At 57.2% G+C, this 20,299-nt stretch carries 15 protein-coding genes and 1 tRNA gene; 8 read left to right on the plus strand and 8 right to left on the minus strand.

Annotation, left to right across the window (positions count from 1 at the left end):
- Window positions 1-143 precede the first annotated feature (143 nt).
- From CCHOA_RS02415 to CCHOA_RS02425, 3 genes are all read left to right on the plus strand, one after another.
- Window positions 144-1,169 (plus strand): potassium channel family protein, encoded by a 1,026-nt coding sequence (locus CCHOA_RS02415; protein ID WP_123930685.1) that lies wholly within the window; start codon window positions 144-146, stop codon window positions 1,167-1,169.
- 55 nt (window positions 1,170-1,224) lie between these two features.
- A complete protein-coding gene (locus CCHOA_RS02420) occupies window positions 1,225-2,160 on the plus strand; it encodes an NAD(+) diphosphatase (protein WP_123926393.1) in 936 nt (311 codons plus the stop codon).
- Window positions 2,161-2,563: 403 nt separating this feature from the next.
- Window positions 2,564-4,639 (plus strand): ATP-dependent DNA helicase UvrD2, encoded by a 2,076-nt coding sequence (locus tag CCHOA_RS02425; RefSeq protein ID WP_123926396.1) that lies wholly within the window; start codon window positions 2,564-2,566, stop codon window positions 4,637-4,639.
- A gap of 123 nt (window positions 4,640-4,762) precedes the next feature.
- On the opposite strand, the gene CCHOA_RS02430 is transcribed toward CCHOA_RS02425, so the two are convergent.
- Window positions 4,763-5,833, minus strand: a complete 1,071-nt coding sequence (locus CCHOA_RS02430) for a hypothetical protein (protein ID WP_123926399.1) — start codon at window positions 5,831-5,833, stop codon at window positions 4,763-4,765.
- Window positions 5,834-6,087: 254 nt separating this feature from the next.
- Here CCHOA_RS02430 and CCHOA_RS02435 point away from each other — a divergent pair, with 254 nt between their 5' ends.
- The gene (locus CCHOA_RS02435; protein WP_123926402.1) at window positions 6,088-6,615 is read left to right on the plus strand and encodes a M48 metallopeptidase family protein; all 528 of its coding nucleotides are present in this window, start codon (window positions 6,088-6,090) and stop codon (window positions 6,613-6,615) included.
- Window positions 6,616-6,857: 242 nt separating this feature from the next.
- Here the strand turns inward: CCHOA_RS02435 and CCHOA_RS02440 are convergent, their stop codons facing one another.
- Window positions 6,858-7,259 (minus strand): hypothetical protein, encoded by a 402-nt coding sequence (locus CCHOA_RS02440; protein WP_123926405.1) that lies wholly within the window; start codon window positions 7,257-7,259, stop codon window positions 6,858-6,860.
- A 534-nt stretch (window positions 7,260-7,793) separates the two neighbouring features.
- Complete coding sequence (locus tag CCHOA_RS02445) at window positions 7,794-9,314, minus strand: zinc-dependent metalloprotease (protein ID WP_123926408.1); 1,521 nt, start codon at window positions 9,312-9,314, stop codon at window positions 7,794-7,796.
- 220 nt (window positions 9,315-9,534) lie between these two features.
- Here CCHOA_RS02445 and CCHOA_RS02450 point away from each other — a divergent pair, with 220 nt between their 5' ends.
- Complete coding sequence (locus CCHOA_RS02450) at window positions 9,535-10,596, plus strand: YlbL family protein (RefSeq protein ID WP_123926411.1); 1,062 nt, start codon at window positions 9,535-9,537, stop codon at window positions 10,594-10,596.
- Window positions 10,597-10,627: 31 nt separating this feature from the next.
- On the opposite strand, the gene CCHOA_RS02455 is transcribed toward CCHOA_RS02450, so the two are convergent.
- A complete protein-coding gene (locus tag CCHOA_RS02455) occupies window positions 10,628-11,098 on the minus strand; it encodes a hypothetical protein (RefSeq protein WP_123926415.1) in 471 nt (156 codons plus the stop codon).
- A gap of 536 nt (window positions 11,099-11,634) precedes the next feature.
- Here CCHOA_RS02455 and CCHOA_RS02460 point away from each other — a divergent pair.
- Entirely contained in the window at window positions 11,635-14,676 is a 3,042-nt protein-coding gene (locus tag CCHOA_RS02460; RefSeq protein ID WP_123926418.1) for a UPF0182 family protein, read from the plus strand.
- A 236-nt stretch (window positions 14,677-14,912) separates the two neighbouring features.
- A tRNA-Met gene (locus tag CCHOA_RS02465) sits at window positions 14,913-14,986 on the plus strand.
- 171 nt (window positions 14,987-15,157) lie between these two features.
- Here CCHOA_RS02465 and CCHOA_RS02470 read toward each other — a convergent pair.
- The 4 genes from CCHOA_RS02470 to CCHOA_RS02485 form a co-directional block, all read right to left on the minus strand.
- Window positions 15,158-15,712, minus strand: coding sequence for a hypothetical protein (locus CCHOA_RS02470; protein WP_123926421.1), 555 nt, complete (start codon window positions 15,710-15,712; stop codon window positions 15,158-15,160).
- 176 nt (window positions 15,713-15,888) lie between these two features.
- The gene (locus CCHOA_RS02475) at window positions 15,889-16,674 is read right to left on the minus strand and encodes a CE1759 family FMN reductase (protein WP_123926424.1); all 786 of its coding nucleotides are present in this window, start codon (window positions 16,672-16,674) and stop codon (window positions 15,889-15,891) included.
- Between the two features lie 302 nt (window positions 16,675-16,976).
- Entirely contained in the window at window positions 16,977-18,161 is a 1,185-nt protein-coding gene (locus CCHOA_RS02480; RefSeq protein WP_123926427.1) for a CE1758 family FMN-dependent luciferase-like monooxygenase, read from the minus strand.
- Window positions 18,162-18,288: 127 nt separating this feature from the next.
- On the minus strand, window positions 18,289-18,837 hold the full coding sequence (locus tag CCHOA_RS02485; RefSeq protein WP_123926430.1) for a MarR family winged helix-turn-helix transcriptional regulator: 549 nt from the start codon (window positions 18,835-18,837) through the stop codon (window positions 18,289-18,291).
- A gap of 396 nt (window positions 18,838-19,233) precedes the next feature.
- Here CCHOA_RS02485 and CCHOA_RS02490 point away from each other — a divergent pair, with 396 nt between their 5' ends.
- Complete coding sequence (locus tag CCHOA_RS02490; RefSeq protein ID WP_123926433.1) at window positions 19,234-20,115, plus strand: S1 family peptidase; 882 nt, start codon at window positions 19,234-19,236, stop codon at window positions 20,113-20,115.
- The last annotated feature ends 184 nt before the right edge of the window (window positions 20,116-20,299 follow it).

Below are 20,299 nucleotides of genomic sequence, written 5' to 3' on the forward strand. Positions count from 1 at the left end.
CTTGGTGGAGCGGTGCGGTGTGTGCTGAGGGATGAAGCAGGATCGCTTAGCGATCATAACCGCCGCAGCAGGAGGTGAGCAGCTTGGCGAAACGGTCAAACACGTTCCGGCATCGGTTTGAAACTGAGCAGGAACTCAATGAAATGCCTGACCATGCGCTGCTCAATATTGTCTCAATTCCCGAGTCGCGCACCGCATCACCGTGGGTGTTGATTGCGCGACGGGTGGTCTATGCGCTGATTTTGATGGCGGCTGTCGCCTTATTGACCTATTCCGATGCCGATGGCTACACCGAGGATCTCACCTTCGTTGATGCGGTGTATTATTCGGCTGTTTCGCTGTCGACAACCGGATATGGCGACATCACCCCGGTGACACAGCATGCTCGTCTGATCAACATTATTATCATCACCCCGATTCGTATTGCTTTCCTTATTCTTTTGGTCGGTACCACATTGTCGGTGCTCACCGAGGAAACAAGAAAAGCATTACAGATTCAGCGTTGGAGGAAACGGATGCGCAACCACACGGTGGTGGTCGGCTTTGGCACCAAGGGACGTTCAGCGGTGGCGGCGTTGCTGGCAGATGGCACCCCAACTTCGCAAATTGTGGTGGTCGATACCGATAAAGAATCGCTGGCGCAAGCTTCCTCGCAGGGGTTAGTGACAGTGCATGGTTCGGCGACGAAAGCCGATGTGTTGAAACTTGCTGGGGTGACCCGGGCTCGTGCGGTGGTGGTGGCACCAAATATGGATGATACTGCCGTGTTGGTGACGTTGTCGGTGCGGGAAATCGCCCCGTCGGCGACGATTGTTGCCTCTGTGCGGGAGTCGGAAAATCTGCACTTGTTGAAACAGTCGGGCGCTGATTCGGTGGTGATTTCTTCGGAGACCGCTGGTCGCATGCTGGGTCTTGCCACTGTGACCCCATCGGTGGTGGAGATGATGGAGGATCTGCTCAGCCCCGATGAAGGTTTCTCAATTGCTGAGCGGCTTGTCGGCGAGGATGAAGTGGGGGCGAATCCACGACATTTGGCTGACATTGTGCTTGGTGTGGTGCGTTCCGGTGAGTTGTATCGGATCGATTCCGCGGAAGCGGAAACGGTGGAACCTGGTGACCGGTTGCTGTTTGTTCGCCGCGTATTTCGGGAAGATCTCCAAGGAAAATAGGTGACGCGTCAGGTCACAGTTCATTATTCATCGCAAAGGCAACACAAGATTTTCCATGGTGCAGTTTTCCCATTGCGCAATATTGTCCGATGCCCCGCAGCAGGCGGCGTTATTATGCGCCGGCACGCCTCCGGCTATTGACGATCCCCGCTGGCAGCATCGCGGCGTTGTCACCGACGGCGATCACGTTTGGATGGTGCCTTCCGATCGGCCGGTAGCACAGTTGACGGTAGCAGATCTGCCGATAGTAGATGCGCAATCAACTTACGGTGCCACCACATCCGGTATTGCGTTTGTACAGTTTGCGACGGATCCAGCCACAGTGGTGTGGACTTGTGCTGTGGATTCGACAAGGCCGCTGCCAGCTGCGCTTGCTACAGCGACTGCTGTTCCGGTGCGGTCACTGTTTACCGCTGCTGACAGTGGTTTGGTGTCGGCGATTGCTCGGGCGGTGGGGCAGGTTACTACCGTGCGGCGACAACTGTTCCATCCGCGCACAGGGGAGGAGCTGCGATGGGATGGCACCGGCTCGGTGGCGGTGACAGCTGCAGGGGTGGGGTACTATCCGCGCATTAATCCGGCGGTTATCGGGTTGGTGTTTCATCCCGACGGGAACCATATTCTGCTGGCGAAACACGCCCGCAGAGCGAGCTATTTTTCGACGATTGCCGGGTTCGTTGAACAGGGTGAGACTGTTGAGCAGGCCTTTGTACGTGAGGTTGCGGAAGAAGTTGGGCTGGTAATCGGTAGCCCACAATATCTTGGTTCGCAGCCATGGCCGATGACGAATTCGCTGATGTTGGCGATGCGGGCTCGGGCGGTGACCACCGGACCGATGCATTTTGCCGACGGGGAGATTGCTGCAGCACAGTGGGTGTCACGGGACATGCTGCGTGATGCTGTGTTGCCGATTGCTGCCCCGGGGTCGGTGGCGCGCACCATGATTGATGGTTTCCAGGATGGAACCATTACTGCACCTGCTGTGGACTAAACGCAGTAGCCGAATATCACCCACACCAGTTTGTGATGCTTGGCACAGGTGTTGCCGCTGTGGCAACCACGCCAATACCACAAGGCCGGTGATTGAGCGTGCTGCCTGCCAGGGATCGATGCGGAATAATCACCAGGGTGTTCGACCGATTGTGGTGGGTAAGAACACTGGTATGCCGTAGTGTTGGCGGGGATGTGCGGGGTGTTTTCTACAATGGCTGGCACTACCGGCAGCCGGATTTCGGCGGGATACACACCTTAGCAGGTGGCGCCGATTGCAGTGTTTGTGCTGGCGGGGCGTTCGCACAGCCTGGGCGTTACCTGCAGTGGTGTTCACGCTGTTACGGTGAGCTGCGGTGGGTGATCCGGTTGGGGATCAACAACAATGTGAGGAGCAGCCAAGCATGGCAATATCGCTGGAAGATCTGGATGCGGATCAGCGGATCGCAGCCGAAGCCCCCCGCGGGCCGGTGTGTATTTTAGCGGGTGCCGGCACCGGGAAAACCCGGACGATCACCTACCGGATTGCTTCGTTGATCGATAAAGGGATGGTGTCGCCGCAGCGCATGCTGGCTGTGACCTATACCCGGAAAGCCGCCCAAGAGATGCGCGATCGGCTGCAGTCGATGGGGATTCAGGGTGGGAATATTGCCACGTTTCACTCGGCAACGCTGCGCCAATTAACCTATTTTTGGCCGCAGATTTTTGGTGATTTGCCGTGGAAGCTGGAACCAAATCTGTATCCGCTGGTGCGGCAAGCCTGCGGCTATGCTGGTATCGCCCAGTCGCAGACAGCGGTGCGGGATGTGCAGGCGGAGATCGGGTGGGCTAAAGCCTCCCTGATTGGACCGGACGAATATGCCCGCAAAGTTAGCTCGTTTGGTCACACCCCGCCGGTGCCACCGGAACAGTTAGCGAAGGCCTACAAGTTTTATGAGGATCGGAAAACCCGTCCCGAGGGCATGATTCTTGACTATGACGATTTACTGATCCATACTGCGGCGGCATTGGAACATTCCCCGGCGGTGGCCGAAGAGTTCCGCAACCAGTATCGGTCGTTTACTGTCGACGAATATCAGGACGTTACCCCCCTGCAGCAGCGGGTGTTGCGTGGTTGGCTCGGGCAGCGGGATGATTTGACGGTGGTGGGGGATGCGAATCAGACAATTTATTCGTTTACTGGGGCTACCCCGGATTTTCTGCTGAATTTTGGGCGGGATTTTCCGCAAGCCACCATTGTGCGGCTACAGCGGGATTATCGTTCCACCCCGCAGATTACTGACTTGGCGAATTCGGTGATCGCCCAGGCGAAAGGTCGGGTTGCTGGAACCCGCTTGCAGCTGCAGGGGATGCGGCCATCAGGTAGTGAACCGGTGTTTTCGGCGCATGCCACACAGGCGCAAGAAGCTGAATATGTGGCAGCAACCATTGAGCAGTTGTTGGCGAAGTCGGTGAAACCGGAAGAAATCGCGGTGCTGTTTCGGACGAATGCCCAGTCAGAGGCCTACGAGTCGGCGTTGTCGCGGCGCAACATCACCTATCAGGTGCGGGGTGGGGATAGTTTTTATCAGCGCCCGGAGATTATCACTGCTATCAATGCGCTGATTGCGATGGCGAAAGATCGTCGCATCCCTGCCCAGCCGGATGCGGAGACGCTAACCCGGTTGGTGGATAAAACGTTGCGGGATGCCGGGTTGAGCCGGAAAGAACCAGACGGGTTTGGGGCAAAAGAACGCTGGCGGGCGTTGCAGGCATTGCATACATTGTGTCAACAGATTATTGATACGAAACCGGGAACAACCCCGTTTTCGTTGGTCACCGAGTTGAAGCGTCGCGCGGAGGCGCAAGCCCATCCCACTGGTGCGTTTGTGACCTTGGCAAGTATTCACTCGGCGAAAGGGCTCGAGTGGGATGTGGTTTTTCTGGTCGGATTGGTGGAAGGGAATCTGCCGATCCGGCAGGCAATCCAGGCTGGCGACTATCACATTGAGGAAGAACGACGACTGCTATATGTTGGTGTGACTCGTGCCCGGGAACAGTTGTATTTGTCGTGGGCGCTCGCCCGGGAAGAAGGTCAGCAGGCCAGCCGTAACCGTACGCGGTTTTTAGACAATATTGTCGATGAAGCCCCGCAGCGTGCCGGTGGCAAACAGTATGGGCGACGCCGAAAGAAGCTTACCCATTGCAAACAGTGTGGCCTGCAGTTAGCAACCCCTGCGGAACGGATTGTGGGGCGGTGTGAACAGTGCACCGGAGACACCACCACAGAGGTCATCGATGCGCTGCGAACATGGCGTCTCAACCTGTCGCGAGCTAATAATGTTCCTGCTTGGACAGTGTTTACCGATGCGACATTGCTTGCGTTGGCGGAAGCTTTACCATCGAGCGAATCGGATTTGCTGGCCATTAGCGGTATTGGGCCTATGAAGGTGGCCGAATTTGGCGAGGATTTGATTGCCTTGTTGCAGCAGTTCCGATAGCGGGGCTAAGACTGCATCATCTTGCTGATGTTTTGTTCGCCTGCACGCTTGCGGGGAAACCGGCAAGGTAAGCGGTGCTGACGGCAAGGTACCGGCCAGCAAGAGCATGACTACGATGGACTGCTAGTGCCTCGGATGGGTGTGGCCGGCGGCAATCCCTAAATCCCAAGCCGGTGGCGGGTAGCTTAAACAATAGGGGCAGCGGGGATGACGCTGCACGGTCGTGCCGGAGACATGCGGCCGCCTGAGCTGGACGGTGAAGCAGTCACCGGCAAAAAGCGGACTGCCATACAGCGGCACCTGTTGTTGGTCTTTCCACCCATAACCGCCACCGGCAGCCGGGTGGTGTTGCTGTTGGAGTGGTTCGGATTGGTGCCAAGCATCGCGCTGCAGTGTGGAAATGACCGCCGCCGCAGTAGTAGCTGCTGTGTGGGCGATAAGGATTGGATCGGGGGCTATCGCAGTGCGGTGATACTGCTGCACTGTTTGCGCCCACAGGGGATCTTGGTCGAGTTGGTGCAGCAGCACACAGGTGGGACATGGTCCAGCACCATGCATCATCACCGGGCCTATGATGCCGCAGTCATCGATCATGGCGACTGGGATCGTTGTGCCACCGCGCCGGGAAAGTGCAAAGCCACTGGTGACCACGTGATGCCAGGAGTCGATAAACAACAGTGGAATATGTGGTGAAATATGGCTAATAAATTGCCGCAGCCGCTGCCCCGGGCGGGGAGTGGTAACTTCCACTGCTTGTTCGTTGCACAGCTGCTCGATGGCGGTGGCAAGCGGTGAAGTGCCGACGAGCGCGACCTGCAGGGCAGCTGGGGGATGGTGAATCAACATTCCGCTGCGCTGCAGATCGCCCACTAAGGTGGTGGCTTGTTCCGTGGGAATGCCAGTGCTACCAAGATTGTCGATCAGCACAGTTAACCGTTGTGGCTGCTGGCAACGGCGAAACAGGGCGGCCACGTGTTTCGCCAACTGTGCACTGCCCACGTCAAGCACCACACACCCGCGGGGAGATATCCCAAATTGCACCAGTCCTGCTTCCCGCCAAAACACTGCCGTCCCTGGCCGCAGGGTGTACCAGTCTGCAGTTGATGCCGGTAGGGGATTGGGCTGCTGATTGGCTGTGTTTTCTCTCCCGCCCGCTGGATGGTCACTGGTGTTGTCGCCTCCAACCTCGACCATGAAACCTCCTCACACCGATCGGATACGTATGCATCAGTGTTCGACTGGGCAGGTGACCAGGTTGGTTCCACGTTGCATCACAGCCCCCGGTGTTGTCCCCGGCAGCAACACGTTGCTGCAGTCTTAGCGGCCAACAAGGGCCAGCAGTTGTTAGGATTTCACCCCACTGCCATGCAGTGTGCTGGACACCCTGTTTTCAAGGAATTTGGTTGACCCACATGACGGGGTGGGATGATGCATTACACTGCACCGTCATGGAATATGCGACACAGCCCGATGATCCGTTTTCGGCCATTGCGGTGATTCGATCCTCGAAACGGCGGAAAACTTCCGCCGCGCGGCTGGTCGGCGGACGGCTGGAGATCCGGATTCCAGCCCATCTATCCCATGTCGATGAGCAGCGTATTGTGCAGGAACTTGTCGGTAAAATGCGCCGCAAACTTGCCAGTCCGCTGCAATCTGATGAGCAGCTTTTCGCCCGTGCGCAATATCTCAACGATGCTGTGTTGGAAGGGCGCGCCCGGGTGGTGTCGCTGACCTGGGTGGATAATCAGCACAGTCGGTGGGGCAGTTGTTCGACTGCTTCGGGTAGGATTCGGATCTCTCGGCGGCTGGCTATTGTGCCGCAATATGTGCTCGACAGTGTTATCGTCCACGAGCTGGTGCACACGTTTATTCCCGATCATTCACCGGAATTTTGGCAGTGGGCCAACAGGGTTCCCCATGCTGAGCGTGCCCGGGGATTTTTAGAGGCTTATCAACGGTTTGGGCATGGCCAGTAGTCCTTCAAAACACTGCCCTGATGCAGTGCCAGCAGCAAGTATGAATAAGGCGACGATCTAGCTTGTGCAACCGCAAGCGATACCAGGTGCCCAGGGTGTGTGTATCCGCGGTATGTTTCGCCATCATTGCGTCAACCGGTGTGGGAGGAGTGCTGTTCTTCCTCCCCGCGGGGCGATGGTGCCCTACCGCAGCTTATTCCAGTTGGTGAGCGGTTTGACGCGAGACTAACGAGCCTCAGCCACTACTGCTTGTTCGTCGTGGTGGCTGTGGGATAGTGCAGCATGCGCACCAGCGGGGCACGACCATCGGCAAATTCCACTGGTTCGGCGGTTACAGTAATACGGTCGTCGCCTGTCAGATGGGTAAGTGCCACATTGCTGCCGGGCGGGCAGGCGCTAATTTCGTCAGGGGCAAACCACACTACTTCCGGGCTGCTGCCGTCGTCCGGGATCAAGCCTAGTGCGGTGTAGGTTTCCCATCGATGGACATTGTTGTTGATGCTGTAAAACTGTTTGCGGGAAAAACCCCTGGCAACCCCATCCTCCCAGTTGTTGTACTGGCAGAACACGTAGGCATCTTTCACTTTCTTGGAGAGCACCTCGTTGAGGGTGAGTTCGGAGGAGGTTTCGATGGCTGATTTCAACCGGTCCGCGTCGGTAGATTCAGATTCGGTGCTGCAGGTCGACAGCGATAGGCATCCCGAGAGTGAAAATACCAAGATGGATTGCAATATTGACATCGGCATTCATCCTCCAAAGACAATGCTGTGATCGTTGACTGTAGGTAATGGTTTATTTTATCGGGAAGCAATCTCTCCGACTGGCGGTTTCACCCCTGAGCATCCAGGTGGAGTCTGGCAGTGTGGTGGCTGGTTCCAGGTATCGCGGGATGCTGATCGTCGCATCCGGTGGGGGCAGGCGGCTGCTGAATACGCAGGTTGTGCCGCACAAAGAAGGACGCCCACCACCGATATTTGCCTCAAGGTCAGTGGGCTGACACTGCCTGGCAGGTATCGATGGTGGGTGATGGCTAGCGGGAAGCAAGAGTGTAAGGCAGCGACACTGCGTCCATAGTGTGCGAACTATTGGCTGCTCACGTGCGAGAAACGGGGTACCAGTGCACGTGGTGCGTCGCTGTGGTGGGATGCACGGTGTGTGGGGTGGCACCCCGCCTGGAGTTAGCGTTCGTCGGAGGTGTCGTCGATGTCGTCCTTGCCGGTATGGTCTTTGTCAGTGTCATCGTCGGCCGGTTGCGCCGTATCGCTGTCGGCTGCGGTGTTGTTTGTCGATCCGCCGTCGATGTCTTCGAGGGAGGCACCGCTGGCAAGCATCGCTTCAAGTTTGTTGATTTCTGCGATCGGATCGAATTCGTCGCCTTCAGCCGCGTCAAGGAGCTGGTCGATGAATGCGGCAGGCTTTTCGATATCGTCCGCATCAGGCAGAAAATCAGGATGATCCCACACTTGATCACGACGCTGACTGCCGACAGCAACCGTGATTCGCCGCCACAATTCGGTTGCCTGCTGGATCCGTGGTGTGCGGATTTCAATGCCGCCGATTGCTTCGAATGCCTTATCGGCTGAACCGCCGGTGGCGCGGCGGCGCTGCCAGGCTTCGATCACTACCCGTGTGGCGGGGATCCGATCGACGAGGGCATCTTCGACAACAAAGTCGACCCATCCTTCAACAAGGGCAAGCAGTGTTTCCAGGCGGGCGGTTGCCGCCGCGTTCCGGGACCGAATCTTTGGGGAAAGATCGATCGACTGGAAGGATTGCAGCGCTTCTTGAATATCTTGCGGATCGCCAGATTCCAGGTTGAGCGACCGAGCCGCATCTTCAATATGGGAGGTGTCGATGGTGAGACCTTGCGCATATTCCTCCACGGAGGAAACAATTTGTTCCACCAGCCAGGGCACATGGGTGAAGAGTCGTTGCCGGGCAGCTTCCCGGGCGGCGACATAGACCATGACGTCACGCCGGTCGAGGTGTAGCTGGTCGGCCGCTTGTAAAATATGTGCCGGCAATAGCGCCACCATGTGTTTCGGCGCGACCGGCAGCCCCATGTCATTGCCGGAGAGAACGGCTTGTCCGAGTTCGGCGAGGGCTTCGCCGACACGCAGCCCCGCGGAATGGCTCGACATGCGACCCATCATCGCCATGATGGGGCCTACAAATTCGCGAGCTTGTTCCGGCATTTGTTCCAGCTGGGCTTCGTTCATGCGCGCCTCAATCGGGGTGACGAGACGTTTCCAGGTGGGCAGGGTGCGTTCCATCCACTGGATTTCATTCCAGCATTCCACGACCGCCCCAGATGCGGGAATATCGGTGGTGCCGCTGAGCCACAGCTCCGCTAAATTCACCGCTTCTTGCGCTACTTTGACCTGTGCCGCTGGGATGGTTTGCTGCCGGCCGAAGGTTTGCCGGGCAACTTTTTCCGCGATCTCATAGTTTACCGGCTCGCCTGGTTCTTGCTGTTCCATGGCTTGCCCCATGCCGGTGAACATTTGCCCGAATTGGGAGAAAATATCGCCGAGCGAACCTGCTGGACCGCCGGCAGCGCCCGGCTGGAAACCGGCCGGGTTAAAACCTGGACCGCCGAAGAAAAACGAGGCAAACGGCGGCTGCTGGTTGGGGTCGAGATCGTCGTTGTCATCGTCATCATCGCGGGGTGGATGAAAGCCGAATCTATTACTAGCCATACCAAGTAATCTACCGAGCAGCCCGGTGACGCTGCCAGTATTTCCCGTGTGCTGTCAGCGAACACCGGATTGCGCGGGAACGCTGAGGCGGCTTGCGCGTCGCCGATTTGTGCATAACTGCCTGCTTGCAGCCGGGAAACACGGGGGTTGCTGGCAGGATGAGTGCTTGCCCGGTGAGCATGATGCGTCGACAGTTTTTCACTCCGGTATGGTGGTGGTCGTGAATCGACGTCTGCGAACTTTGTTTTTCGGGGCCATCCCGGTGATGGTCAGTGCCGCGTTAGTGGGGGCGGATACGTTGCCGGTGTTTGGTGACTCGCTGCGTGTTCCCTATGCGGCTGAAGGGCCAGGTCCGGTGTTTAACACCCTCGGCGATTATGACGGGGAGAAGATTATTGACATCTCCGGGTTGCCGGTGGATCCCACCGATGGGGCGCTTGATATGACGACTGTGTCAGTGGCGCACAATATGACGTTGCCGCAAGCCTTCACCCGTATGCTCACCACCGATGACACGTTCGTGCCGTTGGATGTCATTATTCCGCCTGGACAGACTGCTGAAGAGGTCCAAGAAACCAACGAGCGGGAGTTTTCCTCTTCCGAGTCGGCTGCCACGATGGCTGCGTTTCGCCACTTGGGGCTGCCGCTGACGACGGTGGTGGAAAAAACTGTGCCAGGCTCCGGTGCCTCCGGGGTGATTAACCCAGGGGATGAGATTGTGGCTGTTGCGGGGCAACAAGTGACCAGCCCTACTGCTGTGACTGAGCTGGTGCGTGCCCAGCAACCTGGGCAGCTGTTGACGGTGACGGTGAAACGCCACGACACCGGGGCAGTAGAGGATGTCCAATTCACGTTGGGCAAAGACACCAATCATGGGGACACACCCTTGGCGGGGATGATGCTGGTTGCGGAACCCGCCGATGGGGCACGGGTGAACTACAACCTTTCCGGGGTGGGGGGACCTTCCGCGGGGCTGATTTTCTCCTTGGCAGTGGTAGATAAACTTGAGCCCGGTTCGCTCACCGGAGGGCACAAGATAGCTGGCACTGGCACCATGTCACCAGATGGCACAGTCGGACCAATTGGGGGCATTGCCCATAAAGTGCAGGCGGCAAGCGACGCCGGGGCGGAATTGTTTTTAAGCCCGGCAGAAAACTGTGCGGAAGCCGTCTCCCGCTATGACGGGCCGATGACAGTGGTTCGGGTTAGCTCGTTAGAAGACGCAATCGGCGCTATTGATGCGTTCAAACGCGGCGATACGCTCGATACCTGCAGCCGGTAGCTGCACGTTGCTGCACGCGACATGGTGACAGTTAGCGGAATGTTGCCTGTAGCGCTTCGATCAGTTCCGGGGCAATCGACTGCCCACCGCGCAGCCGCTGCTCGGCGGGGACGCTGTCGTCCAGAATTTTCAACAAGGTTGTTGAATAGCCGTTGCGCAGCACTCCCACGATGAGAAGCGCCGGATGGGAAGCAAGCTCCCCCGGTTCGCTAAATCGGATTCGTTGCGCCAACAAGGCGCCGCCCACTAGCGGTGGCCAGACGATCTCCGCAATAAACTGCCCCGGATCGTTTGCTGCAGCAAAATCCTCGATCGGCGTGATTGTCAACGGATCGTTGTGTATCTTGTGCTGCTGCAGATTCTCTGGCAGATCAGCAGACGCGATCGCAGCAAACAGCATCCGCTCATCAGCGTCGGATGCCTGCTGGAAAAAATCTAATGCTTCAACGGCTGCGGCGTTGAGTGCTTGCTGCGTATATGCGTGACCTTCGACAGAACTCATAAGGTTGCAGTGTATGCGCACGGCTATGGGGCGTGGTAGCAGGTGGGAAAAACCCACCCCTTGGTGTGCTTGTTCCCGCCACGGTGATACACCCGATGCAACTGACAGCAGCACGCCTGCAGGGAACGATCCCGACCAGTGCATCGTTGAAGGCAACAGACCCTTGGGATTTCGGATATCCGGCTGGCACCCGCTGAAAAAATACTGGGCAACAGTACTTCAGGTGTCTGTTTTCTTCCGTGGCCGATACAGTAGGGGAAACGCCTGTGGAACGTGACACCAAAAAATGAGGCGGCACAGCAACGCTGAAGCACTGTCACTGCTGTGGCGACTGGCCGCATCATGCAACCGGTGTGCACATCAGACACACAGCGACCGTTCATCGTCGACGCGGACTGCACAATCAAACTTCCGCACCTGAACAACGGGAAAGAAGTTTGCCTGCACCCTGTCGCAGTTTTTCAAACCGCGATGCGTCGAAAGCCACTAATCATAGGCTTTGTCGCACAGCGAATGATAAGGAGTGAATATATCGCATGGCTGAACCAAACAGGCCGCCCATAGTGCCTGGCCTGCCGCAACGCCGCCCACCAGTCAAACTCGTATCCTTGCTGACTGTGCTTGCCGCAGTGGCATTCCTCACCCCAGTGCTTATCGGATTTATCACCGACTGGCAGTGGTTTAGCGCAGTCAACTATCAAGGGGTGTTCACCAAAGCACTGCTGCTGCGTTTGAGCACCTTCGTGGTGTTTGCGCTTGTCGCCTATCTGGTGGTTGGTGCCGCCGGTTGGCTTGCCTACCGGTCAAGGCCAGCGGATCGGCCAGGGTTTGAACCCGGTTCGCCGCTGCACGCCTACCGTGACTCCATCGATCAGTCACTCAAACGCATCCTGCTCGGGGTGCCGCTGGTAGTTGCTATCGGTGCTGGCCTTGTCGGCCAAGCAAACTGGACTCGCGTCGCAATGATGTTCAACGCGCAAGACTTCGGCGTCACCGATCCACAATTCGGGCGGGATCTCGGGTTTTACGCGTTTATTCTGCCATTTTTGCAGCTAGTTGCCGCCAGTTTCAGTCTGCTGCTGGGGGTTGCGTTTATTGTTTCGCTCCTCGGACACTATCTGTTAGGTGGGATTCGCGCCGGGTCGATCGGGCAAGGGAAACGGGGCACGTTGTCGAAGGCTGCCCGCACCCAGCTGGCGGTGATCGCCGGACTGTGGATGCTGGTGAAGGTGTTTACCTACTGGTTAGATCGGTACGCGCTGCTGTCGAATGAGCATCTTCTCGGCCGGGATCAGGCTTCGTTTACCGGCGGTAACTACACCGATATTAATGCTGTGCTTCCGGCGAAGATCCTGCTGATGGTTATTGGTGCTGTCGTGGCGGTGACCTTTTTTGCCACAGTAGTGTTGAAAGATTTACGAATCCCGGCACTGGCGACCGCCCTCATGGTGCTTTCTTCGCTGGTGATTGGGGCTGCCTGGCCGGCTGCGGTGGAACAATTCTCGGTGAAACCAAACCGGGCAGAAAAAGAAGCCGACTATATTGCGCGAAATATTGCCGCCACCCGGTTTGCCTACGGGCTCACCGATGAGAATGTGACCTATGAATTGGATTGGGGTGCCGGCGGGGCAAGTAACGAAGCAGTCGCCAACGATCGGGCGACCTTGTCCAATATTCGTCTGCTCGACCCGCAGGTGCTGGCAGCAACCTTCACCCAGCGGCAGCAGTTGAAAAACTTTTATGGGTTCCCGAAGAAACTCAACATTGACCGCTACACCGTCGATGGGGAATTGCGGGACTATGTGGTTGCAGCCCGGGAAATCGATCCGAATGCGCTCACCGATAATCAGCGCGACTGGATCAACCGGCACACGGTGTACACGCACGGCAATGGCCTGATTGCAGCCCCTGCCAATAAGGTTGACGAGGTTGCCCGCGATGTTGGATCAACCCGTGGTGGCTATCCGATCTTTATTGTCTCTGATTTGCAGACCCTTGAGCGGCAGGCGAAAGACCCGAAGGCTGAGAAGCTCGGCATTGATGTGGAACAGCCGCGGATTTACTACGGTCCGGTGATTTCTTCGGGTAACCCGGCGCAAGACTATGCCATTGTGGGCTCCAAATTGGACGGTAAATCGCTGGAGTATGACACCGATTCGACAACCTACACCTATGAGGGTGAAGGCGGAGTTGGTATCGGTAACCTGCTGCAACGTGCTATCTATGCCGGCCGCTATCAGGAGCTCAACATGCTGCTTAGCGACCGGATTGACGATAATTCCAAGATTATCTTCAACCGTGATCCCCGCTCCCGCGTGGAGAAAGTCGCCCCGTGGCTGACCACCGATTCGACCACGTATCCGACGGTAATCGACGGGAAAATCAAGTGGATTGTCGACGGTTACACCACCCTTGATTCGCTGCCCTATGTGAAGTCTGCGCAGTTGGAGAAGGTTACAGCGGATGCGTTGAATACTTCGGGACTGAATCAGAATGTGTTCACCCCAAAGATTGGCTACATCCGCAACTCAGTGAAGGCTGTGGTTGACGCCTATGACGGCACGGTGGAACTGTATGCCTTCGACGAAGATGATCCGGTGCTAAAGGCTTGGGAAGGGGTTTTCCCGGAGACGGTGAAGCCGCGCAGCGAAATCTCGCCTGCCCTGATGGATCATCTGCGCTATCCGGAAGACATGTTTAAGGTGCAGCGGGAAATGATCGCGAAGTATCACGTCGATGATGCCCGGGAATTCTTCACTTCGGATAAATTCTGGTCGGTGCCAACCGATCCGACTATGGAAGGCCAAAACTCGAATCTGGCGCAGCCGCCATACTATGTGGTTGCGGGCGCCCCGGAAACTGATGAGGCTTCCTTCCAGCTCATCACCCCATTCCGCGGGTTTGAACGGCAGTTCTTGGCGGCGCATATGACTGCTTCTTCGGATCCTGACACCTATGGCAAGATCACTGTCCGGGTGCTGCCGACTGATACGCAAACCTTCGGTCCTGCCCAGGCGCAAGATGCCATGATGTCTTCTGACCAGATTGCCCGTGACCGATCCTTGTGGCAGGCCACCAATGACATCACCAACGGGAACTTGTTGACGTTGCCAGTTGGTGGCGGTGAGATTCTCTACGTTGAGCCGATCTACACCAAGCGCAAGGGGCAAGAATCAGCGTTCCCGAAGCTGCTGCGGGTGCTTGTCTACTACAAGGGTTCGGTCGGCTATGCTCCGACGATCGCTGAGGCGCTCACACAGGTGGGTATTGATCCAAAGGCTGCAGCTGACTTGCAGGAGGCTGAGCAGTCAGCGGGCGACTTGTCGCCGGGAACGCCGCCTGCGGCAGCACCTGGTCCGGCAGCGGGTCTGGAAGCAGTGCCCAGCGGAAACGCTGAGGAAGCGTTCAAGCGTCTGCAGGACGCGTTGGCGAATCTGCGAGCCAAACAGGGTTCGTCTTTCGAGGAGTATGGACGTGCCCTCGACGAGTTGGATTCAGCGGTGCGCAACTACCAGCAGTTGACGGGCAATCCACAGCCGGCAGCGCCGGCTGAGCAGCCTGCCCCGGCCGCATCCTAGGGCGAGCCAGCTGCATCTCATCTCCTGTGTCTGGTGACTGAATGACTTAAGTTGCCGTGGCGTGGGTACGGCGGAGAGCCCCGATGTTCGGGGTTCTCCGCTTCTTCTGTGGTTGGGGTGGTGGCTCGGTACTCGGTGGATGAACAGGTGATTTGCATCGATGAGGGTGGGTCTATATAGTTATCGGAGTCAGTTCAGCTGTGAGGCTGATTTGATTTAAGTGCATATGCACCCATCGCGGGGTGGAGCAGCTCGGTAGCTCGCTGGGCTCATAACCCAGAGGTCGTAGGTTCGAATCCTGCCCCCGCTACTACATTTGGATTACCCCCTCTCATCTGAGAGGGGGTTTTCTTGTTTTCCTACGGCATGGCGGATTCTAGTGGTCGTTGCAACAGTCGTCTTGGATTAGTTTAGCCAGGCATCTTCATGCTGTCACGGGCAGCCTTGTGCGGCGGCACCGCTGATTGCTGGTGCAGGCGACCTAGTCATTGGGATAGGTGTCCTTACAGTGAAGAAACGCTTCGTCGCTCACCTGTCGGCGGGTCGAAGGGTAGTCGGCGCCTTCTGGTGCAATATAGCCGACGATCAGCTGGCCGGGTTCGGCGGCGTCAGCCTCAGCGTAGGTCAGCGCTATCTCGGGTACCCTTCCGGTTGCCGACTTCCTGGTTTCCGGGGAGATAATCATCAGCTCGTGGGGGGATTGTGCATCGGGAAGATTGAGGGGTTCATCGACGGTACTTCCCGCACCAAGGGTGTGCGGAGTGATCGTTGTTGGGGTGGCTATGGCGGGATCAAAGGAGATAACTCCGAGCTGCGGGTTGGGGGATCCATCACCAGGATTTGCGCCCACGAACCGGATCCCGGTGACGCTGAGTCCACAGGGATTGATGTGGATTTCCCAGTCGCCGTTTTCGGCGGTGCGCACACCCACGGCACCGAAAGAAGGCGGAGCATCTTTGAACGAGACACAACCGCCCAGTGCTGCTACAGCAGCCACAATAATTATTGCTTGGCGGATTGTTTGGAAAGCTCGCATAGTGGCCACCCTATCAGGGCTATGGGGTCGGCACCCGGTGCCATCTCCTTGCAGAAACGCTGATATCACTGCTGGGGTTTCCTTCCGGTGCTGTACGCGCATCGCTTCACCCCGGGAGATGGTGCCACTGATGTATTTGTCCTTGGCACAAGGGATGGTTTTCACCCCTGGTTTACTTATTTGAGCAAGTCGTCCATGGGAACAAAATCTTCCAAATCAGGTCGCAGTGTCCCTTTCGTGCCGTCGCTGCGCAGCAGTTTCACGGTGGAACCTTTCCCGGTGGTGTACCCGCCAACCCCGAAGTCATTCGTTGGGGTGGCTATGCCAACTTCCTCTTCGACAACTGCAATCTGCGCTAGATGGGCAGGCAAGGCAGGCGGGTTGGAACTTGCCGCAGTGGGGGCAAATTGGTGGTCGGCGATAGTGGGGAGTTTCCCGTGGTCGAGACTGTGGCGAAGCTGGGCGACGGCGAGATCGACACGGCTGGCCAGCACAGTGCCATGAGCATCATCGGAGGAGGCAAACACTGCCACTGGCAGGGTGAGTGCCCGCATGGCAGCAAAGAGTGGCCGCATGGCCATCTCGAGCATCATCGAGTGGCGACTCGAGCCACCGGTTGCCCCGAGGAGTACCGGGGTGCCCGCGATCCGGTCATTGCCTATCACATCAGCAAATGCTTTAAACAATCCTCCGTATGATCCGGCATAGGTGGGGGTGAGGGCGATAATCCCCGTGGCATCCGCCACGGTATCTAGTGCTGCCTCTAATGCTTGGGAGGGCACCCCGGTGAGATGCATGTCAGCGATATCATGCGCCAGATTGCGGATGCTGATTGTAGTAATGGTCGTTTCGGTGGTATCGAAACGTTGCGCAATAGCTTTCCGGTAGCGCTGCTCGAGCAGGGCAGTGCTGGAGGTTTCCGACATGCCGCCTTGGATGATGACAATGTGCTTGGTGCTCATAGTGTTCTACCGGTGCTTTCTGCGAAGTGTCTAAACAAATTTGGATAGTGTATCGCGCACGGTTTCGGGTGTGCGCTGGTGCTGATGTTGGGAAACGATACAGGGAACAACAGTAGATAGTCGGTGGCGGTGAGCCCTGCGATCAGAGGGAAGGGACGCGGGTGTGGTGTTGCAGCAATGCCACCGGTGACACGTGTGCTACCGGTGAGCAGGGTCATACGTTGGCGGTTACCAGGCCGCTTCCTGCAAGGAAAGAACAGGCTGCCAGGGCAGCGCCTGGCAGCAGTGGTTATTGCAATTCGTTAGCGCTTGGGTTGTTCTGCCTGGTCATATTCAGTTGGGCGGAGCCCCGTCCAGTTGTCACCAGTTTCAAAGCGGTAAGTATCCGAGTGCACTTTGCCATGGGCGGCCAGCTGCTCGTCGCGGGCTTCTACCAGTGCTGCATGGTGCGGGGCGGTTGTTGCCTCTTTGCCGAATTTCTCTGCCGCATATTCCTTCAATGCTGGTGCAACCGTGTTGCCGAGCATGTGAATCTGCTCGTTGACTGCTGCCGGTGGCAGACCGGCATGGTCAACCAGGAAGAGGATCCGCTGCAGCGGGCCGTAGGCGTCCATGAATCCGATATAGCGGTCGATGACATCCTGCGGGGTGCCGACGGTGAGTGGGGTTTCCCGCATGAACTGCTCGAGGGAAGGTCCGTGGCCATACACCGGAGCATTGTCAAAGTATGGGCGATATTCGTCCATTGCTTCCTGCTTGCTGTCACGCATCCACACTTGACCACCAACACCGACGATCGGGGTGGCGTCGCTCCCGTGATAGTGGGCGAAACGCTCCCGGTAGAAGTTGATCATCGACAGGGTGTGTTCCGGCTTCCAGAAAATATTGTTGTGGAAGAACCCGTCACCATAGTAGGCGGCCTGTTCGGCAGTTTGCGTCGAACGGATCGAGCCATGCCACACAAATGGTGCAACATCATCGAGGGGACGTGGGGTAGAGGTGAAGGACTGTAGTGGGGTGCGGAAGTTGCCTTCCCAGTCGACGACATCCTCGTGCCACAGCCGGTGCAGCAGATGATAGTTCTCCAGGGAGAGGTTGATGCCTTGGCGAATATCTTTGCCGAACCAGGGATAAACCGGGCCGGTATTGCCGCGACCGAGCATCAGGTCGACGCGGCCGCCGGCCAGATGCTGCAGCATGGCATAGTCTTCCGCGATTTTCACCGGATCATTGGTGGTGATCAGTGTGGTTGCGGTCGACAGCAGCAGGTTGCTGGTTTTTGCGGCGATAAACCCGAGCGTCGTTGTCGGCGACGAGGAAACAAATGGCGGATTGTGATGTTCCCCGAGGGCGAAGACATCGAGTCCAGCGGCTTCGGTTTGCTCGGCCATATCGACGATCTGTGCGAGGCGCTGTGCCTCGGTGGGGGTGGTGCCGGTGGTGGGGTCTTCGGTGATGTCGGAGACGGTGAAGATTCCTACGTCCATGGTTGTTGCCAAACCTTTCGCGATGAGGGGATGAAGTTGCGCTTGTGTACTGGTTGCTTTTCCGGGTTGTGCAACCACATAATTACTTGCGTGAGCAAATAATAACGCATATTGATTGCGTGCGCAACTATCTGGTTTGGGGCTTGGTCTCCGGGTTCTTTAACTGCTCCGCTAAATGTGCATTGACCTTGGCAAATGCAGTAATTTCGGCGGCGGGAAGGCAGTCGATGAGATATTGTTGCACCAAGGCGGAAAGTGTCGTGTGTAGCTGTGGAAGCAGCTTCGCGCCTGCGGCTGTCAACGTCAGCTGCACAGCGCGACGATCAGTCGGTGAAGGGGTCTTTACCACATAGGATTTCTGCTCCAGGCGGGCAACAGCCCGGGATAACCCTGATATCGACGTGGTGGATAAAGCCTGCACACAAGACATGGCTAACGACTGTTCGGAGGCGCGTGCCAAATTTTCCAACACATCGCACTCGCTCAAGGAGACACCATGTTCCCGTTGCAAGGTGGTATCGAGCATCGACTCCAGCAAACCGGCGCTAAATAAGAAATCACGCCACATGTCAGCGGGTGCTGCACATGCGAAAGCGTCCGGCGAGTCTGCCGTAGTCGGCACATCGGGCTGATTTGGCGATTGGGGAGTTGCAGGGGTAGGGGAAGCATCGCTCATAGTACGGGGTATTCCATTCGCTTCGGATAGCAGATCAACAACCGGTATGCGGCCGCAAAGCGGCAATCCGGCGCCCTTCACATTAGCGGATTAGTTGCTCCAGCAACGATTGTGTGGATCTGTGCTGTAGAGCACGGCTGTTGAACTGCACCCATCGCGCCGCTGGTGGGAACGGACAAAAATAGACGAAGCGGTGTGACGATGTTGGGGAATGGGAACCGCGGCAGTGCCGCCGACAGTCTTAACGCACACCGTGCGACAGCAACTACTACCTGTCGGCACTGTGCGTGAAGACCAGACAATGGGCGGCTCGTCGCACAAGATCATGTGAGCAGGGCTTGGACACTGTACTGGCCAAGTGGAAGGTCAGTGATGAAGTGAGGGGGAAACAATTCCATGGAGCAGCGCAAACCAAACGCCACCATACTGGTGCTCACCGTTATGGCGTTGTTGTTGTCGACTGGGGTGATCAGCACTACAACCTATACGGTGCGGGCAAGTATTCGCCTAGCAGCACCGATCGGGACACTGCCGCCCCCAGTCGACGAGGTAGAACCGCAGATCACCACAACAGCCGCACCAAGGCAGAGTGACGTCCCTCAACAGTGGGGTACGCACAAACCTGAACGCGATAAACGGATGACCTACCAAAACTCGAAAAAGTGGCAGCATCTGCTGCATCCTGAAACCATCACCCCTGGTGCCCGGCTGGTGACCGAACATGGTGCCTGTTCGGCGGGAATCTTCGCCCACGACACGAGCCGTGAATATATGATTTGGGCAGGTCACTGCGGTGAGCTGAACGAAACTGTCTATGTCGAAGACGGCGCCGGGCAGTGGCGAAGATTCGGTACAGTGGTGGAACGGGAATCAGACGGCCACCAGGTCGATTTTGGAATTGTGGACATCACCGACACGACCGTGCCGTGGTCATCACAGATCGGTTTGGAATATGAGGGTGCTGGCACCCTCACCGGCGAAGAACTCGACCGTCAACAGCCCTCAATTTGCCGGCTTGGTTACCGCACCGGATTAGCATGCGGCGACTTTGGGAAAATCCTCAACGAAAATATGTTTAGTGCCTACGCGTCAGCTGATCACGGGGATTCGGGCGGGGCTGTGTTTGCGGTCAACAACGACCGGATGTATCCCGTCGGAATGACAAGTTTCCGCATTGATGATCATCCCGATCAGGGGTTTTATCAACTGGTAGCCCCGGTATTGCAGCGCTACAACTTAGCGGTGTACTCCCTGGGCATCCCGGCCGGGCAGGAGTAAACATTACCGTCGGTATCGGCGTTCCATCCGCTTCACCGCCGACACCGACTGTGGCTGAGCTAACGCAAGGTGTGTATAGCCATTGGCAGGTGTGGTGAACCTTGCAGACGGCAGGTTTTCTCGCCGGTACACAAAACACCACCCCTGGCCGAGAGTGCCAGCAGACCATGAAGTCCAGTAGGCG

This window comes from Corynebacterium choanae (genome assembly GCF_003813965.1).
GTDB lineage: Bacteria > Actinomycetota > Actinomycetes > Mycobacteriales > Mycobacteriaceae > Corynebacterium > Corynebacterium choanae.